This window comes from Helicobacter sp. UBA3407 (assembly GCF_949747025.1).
Taxonomy (GTDB): domain Bacteria; phylum Campylobacterota; class Campylobacteria; order Campylobacterales; family Helicobacteraceae; genus Helicobacter_D; species Helicobacter_D ganmani.
The window spans coordinates 1-4712 of sequence record NZ_CATKCB010000215.1 but is presented as its reverse complement, the minus strand read 5'-3'; the positions used below and the strand labels follow the sequence as shown (position 1 = coordinate 4712).

The window sequence follows — 4712 nt, the reverse complement described above, 5'->3', positions numbered from 1 at the left end:
CTCCTCTTCGGAGTGCGCACTCTCCTCTCCCTCACTTGCGGGTTTAATGCCCATTTTGTGCAAAGAAAAAACCGCCAAATAGTCAAAAATACGAATCAGAGGAAAAAAGAGAATCCAAAACATATGTAGAGGCTTCGCCACAAACAACACTGCCTTTTCAGATTTCGCAATTGCAACAGACTTTGGAATCAACTCTCCTGCTACAACATGCAAAAGCGTAATAAAGCTAAACGCAACAACAAAACTAACAGAATGTAGTAGAACAGGATTTTCACCTATGAAGTATTTAAAAGGCTTTTCAAGCAGACGCGCAATCGCAGGTTCGCCAACCCAACCTAGCCCCAAAGAGGAAAGCGTAATGCCAAGCTGTGTAGCAGAAAGATAAGAATCTAGCTTGCCTGTAATCTTAAGTGCTAATTTCGCACTCGGAACTTCTCTCCTACTTAATTCCTCTAAACGAGAACGGCGAATCTTGACGATTGCAAATTCAGAAAGCACAAAGAAACCATTCAACATTACCAAAAAGAGTGCGAAAATAGCCAAAAGAAGCGACTCTGTTTCCAAAAAATATCCTTTAAAAATAAAAAATTTTGTAATTTTAGCATATTTTCCTAATGGGTATTTAAAATTTTAGATTTTTGCTTTTAAATATGGAATCGCACAAAGACATAAAGCCAACCACCGCGTCATTACAAGGAATGAGCGGAGCAAGAGACAAAGCGCACATTGCGTAGTAGTTTGGTTTTGTCATTGCGAGATTCCATTTCCTCCGTCATTGCAAACACTAGTGTTGCAATCCATAATCAAGCATACTTGCGCGATTCCATTGAAAAAATTATTATATGCAAAACTATAGATTGCCCCGACTTCTTACGAAGTCTCATAATGACAAGAGGGGCAGAATCCCATAAGAAGGCGGTAGTGAGTTGCTTACAAACTCCCCCTACTCACTTTGCGATTCTAACTCTTGAATAAAAACTTCATCAATCCCGCGACTAAGACTCATTCCAAAAAGTAGAATCGCCCACGAGAGATAAACCCAAATAAACAAAAAAAGCAAAATACTAAAAGAACCATAAAGCGTTAAATAAGCTTTGTTATAAAACACATAATAAACAAATCCCCATTTACAAATAGACCATAAAAGTGCGGTAATAAGGGAGCTTATCAAGGTATTTTTATTGCTAATCTTAGTATTTGCAGAAATTTTAAAAAGCATAAAAAACACCGCCCACACTACCAAATAAGGTATCAGCTGAAAAAGCCAAGCAATATAAGTGCTATAACCCAACTCTTGCAAATATGCATACGCTTTGGTGCTTAAATAAATAGAAAATAGAATCCCTAATGGAAAAAGCGTCATACAAGTCCAATATACAGAAATAGAATCCCAAAAACCGCGTGTGTGGGAGTGAAAAATTTTTCCTGCAATATCTTGATAGTTTTTAAAAAACAAAATAGAAGTAATAAAAGCGTAGATAAATCCCATTCCACCAAGCTTTGTGGAGTTTTGTAAAAAACTATCCATATAACTTAAAAAAACATCGGAATGCGTGGGGATAAAGTTTGTAATGATGAGATTTTTAAAACTTTCTAAATTTTCTCTAAACTCTGGCATTGCGGCAACAAGCGAAAACACAATCAAAAGCATAGGCAAAAGCGCAAAAATCGTGTAAAAACTAAGGCTTGAGGCATAATACAGCAAATCGCCTTTTAAAAACACATACAAATAGCGCACAAGCAACCAAATTTTCGCACAAATACTTTTGAATAAGCCAAAACTGCATAGCTTTCGTAATTCCAACAGCTTTATAAAGGAATCCTTTGCATTGGATTTCACTTCTGATTTTGTTTCTTGGGATTCCAAGTCTTGCAAGGATTCTGACTTTTGAATGTTATTTGCTTTCATTACTCACAGCTTTTTGCAATTCCATATCCATAAGCTTTAATCCGCTCCACTTCCTCTTTTGGTGTGTTGCCTTTAGTCGTCAGATAATCCCCTAGCACCACCGCATTAATCCCACATTCAAAGAGTGTCTTTTGCTCCTCTCCAAACACGCGCTCTCGCCCTCCTGCAATCATCAGCCTAGCATTTGGCAAATATTCACGCGCTAACTTCACACACTCTAACGCTTCCTCTTGAGTTAGAATCTCTTGAGTTAAGGGCAATGCTGGGTTTGGGATAAAGAAATTAATAGGCGTAGTATGAGGATTTAGCGTTTGCAAAGCATAGAGAAAGTCCATTCTATCCTGCCAACTCTCCCCCATTCCAAAGATTCCACCACAGCATAGTCCAAGCCCTGCAATTCTGGCATTTTCATTTGTTTGGAATCGCTCCTCAAAGCTATGCGTGGTGCAAATATTAGAAAAAAAGTTTTGACTTGTTTCCAAATTATGATTATAACTCGCAATTCCCGCATTCTTCAGTTCTACTAAGGATTCCACATCTGCGATTCCATTGCAACCAATTAAATGCAAATGCAATCCCTCTTTGACAATCGCACGGGCAGCTTCTGCAATATATTCTGTTCGCTTAGAATCCAAAGTGCGCCCACTTGTAACAAGACAGAATCCCAATGCACCATTTTTGCTTGCCCTCTTTGCTTCCTCCAAAATCTGTGGAATCGGCTTGTATTTATACTTGTCAATCTCCGCATTATATTTTGCGCTTTGAGTACAATACGCGCAATCCTCTGCACAGCTTCCGCTAGAGACATTGCAAATGCTACATAAAAAAATCTCTTGCATTTTAATCCTTTATGACTTCTTCGCGTCCGCTAAAGTTTTGGATTTTAATGCTTGGATTCTTGAAATAAAAAACAGCGAAATCTGGATTTGTCGGACTTGTATAAATTTCTTTTACCAAAGGATATTTTACAAACATTGCTTCTTTGACTGCCGCATTATCCTCAAAGATAATTTCCGCGCGGATTCTTATCCAAGTTTCTTTAGAATCAAAAGCGCAAAGTTCTACATTGGAAAAATTCTGTATGTGCTTCACCATTCCTTTGGTTTTAGAAGTGCAATAATACAATTTGCCTTGATAAAATAATGGCGATTGAATCGGGCGCACGCGAGGATTCCCGCAAGTGCCTTTGGTTGCCAAAAATCCTACATTTTTATCTAAAAAATCTAAAATTTCTTGTGTCATTTTCTCTCCTTAAGTAGATTGTATATCGTCCATTCTTTCTTTACACTCGGGATTGGAGCATTCTAAAATGGGCTTATTTCTAAATGTTCTGCGCATAAGCAAGGAATTACACTTGGGACATTTTTGGTTTATTGGTGGAAATTTAGCGACAAAGTCGCATTTAGGGTGATTTCTGCAACTATAAAATTTCCCATATCTCCCATTTCTCTCCAAAATATTTCCACCACATTTTGGACATTTCACACCCTCCAAAGCTTGTGGTGCGCTCCTTTGACTTGGATTCAAAGGCTTTGTATTTTTACATTCTGGATAACCGCTACAAGCGAGAAACTCTCCATTTCTACCGCGTTTTTTCACCATTTCCTTACCACATTTTTCACAAATCCCAAAGCTTTGCGATTCCTCATTAGAAAGATTAGATTCTTTTTGAATATATTTACACTTAGGATACCCACTACACCCCACAAACTCACCATATCGGCTGTTTCTACGCACCAACTCCTTACCACAAAGCGGACAGGATTTTCCGATGGGAATTGCTAATTTTTGGCTTTGAATCTTTGTTTTACCCTCGCTAATCTTTTGAATAAAAGGCTCATAGAAATGCCACAAGAGTTGCTGCCAATCTTGCTTGGATTCCGCCACTTCATCAAGTTTTTCCTCTAAATTTGCAGTAAATTTGGAATCCACAATTTCATTGAAATGCTGTTCTAATAACTCCACTACTTTAAAAGCCACTTCTTGAGGTTTGATTTGCTTTTTTTCAATCGTGATATAATCCCTTGAGGTAAGCAAAGAAATCGTTGGGGCATAGGTGCTTGGGCGCCCTATTCCTAAGGATTCCAAAGTTTTAATCAAGCTTGCTTCAGAGAATCTTGACGGGGGCTCTGTCTCACGCTTTTCGTCCTTGCATTTTTCTAATCGCAATGCACTTCCAACTTCTAAAGTCGGCAATAATTTGTCTTTGTCCTCATTACCTAACATACGATAAAAACCATCAAAAAGCAGCTTACGCCCGCTTGCTTTTAGAAGTGCTATGTCATTGCCAATCCAAAGATTCTGCAACTCAAACTCCGCATCACTCATTTGAGAAGCAAAGAATCTCTTGTAAATAAGCGTATAAAGCTTTAACTCATCTCCTTTAAGATATTGTGCAGCAATTTGCGGTGTGAAATCCATTAAAGTTGGGCGAATCGCCTCGTGAGCCTCTTGCGCGCCTTTTGCTTTAGTTGCATAAATCTTGGGTTTGGTTGGCACATATTCCTTACCATAAGTTTTAACAATCAACTTGCGCGCCTCCTCTTGCGCAATTTTGGCGATATTTAAACTATCTGTTCTCATATAAGTAATCACGCCCATAGAGCCTTGATGCGTCATCACCCCCTCATAGAGTTTTTGCGCAGTTTGCATCGTGCGTGAGGGAGAGAATCCAAGCAGTGAGCTTGCACTTTGTTGCAAGGTAGAAGTCATAAAAGGTGGTGGGGTAGCGGTTTTGCGTCGCTTGGTTTCTATATTTTGTATGCTAAAGCTTGATTTTTTAAGAGATTCTACAATTCCTTTT

Annotated in this window: 6 protein-coding genes; all 6 read right to left on the bottom strand. The window is 38.6% G+C overall.

The window, feature by feature from the left end:
- On the bottom strand, positions 1 to 564 hold a 564-nt coding region (locus Q1553_RS07745), incomplete at its 3' end, for a CNNM domain-containing protein (RefSeq protein ID WP_300842887.1).
- A 58-nt stretch (positions 565 to 622) separates the two neighbouring features.
- The gene (locus Q1553_RS07740; protein ID WP_281270109.1) at positions 623 to 751 is read right to left on the bottom strand and encodes a hypothetical protein; all 129 of its coding nucleotides are present in this window, start codon (positions 749 to 751) and stop codon (positions 623 to 625) included.
- Positions 752 to 943: 192 nt separating this feature from the next.
- The gene (locus Q1553_RS07735; RefSeq protein WP_298497031.1) at positions 944 to 1909 is read right to left on the bottom strand and encodes a YihY family inner membrane protein; all 966 of its coding nucleotides are present in this window, start codon (positions 1907 to 1909) and stop codon (positions 944 to 946) included.
- On the bottom strand, positions 1909 to 2748 hold the full coding sequence (locus tag Q1553_RS07730) for a biotin synthase (RefSeq protein ID WP_297570498.1): 840 nt from the start codon (positions 2746 to 2748) through the stop codon (positions 1909 to 1911). The genes Q1553_RS07735 and Q1553_RS07730 overlap by 1 nt, the downstream gene beginning before the upstream one ends.
- Before the next feature lies 1 nt (position 2749).
- Positions 2750 to 3151 carry a pyridoxamine 5'-phosphate oxidase family protein gene (locus Q1553_RS07725; protein ID WP_115551714.1) on the bottom strand — a complete coding sequence of 134 codons (402 nt, stop codon included), beginning with the start codon at positions 3149 to 3151 and terminating at the stop codon, positions 2750 to 2752.
- 9 nt (positions 3152 to 3160) lie between these two features.
- A partial coding sequence (gene topA / locus Q1553_RS07720; RefSeq protein ID WP_300842886.1) for a type I DNA topoisomerase occupies positions 3161 to 4712 on the bottom strand: 1552 nt, incomplete at its 5' end.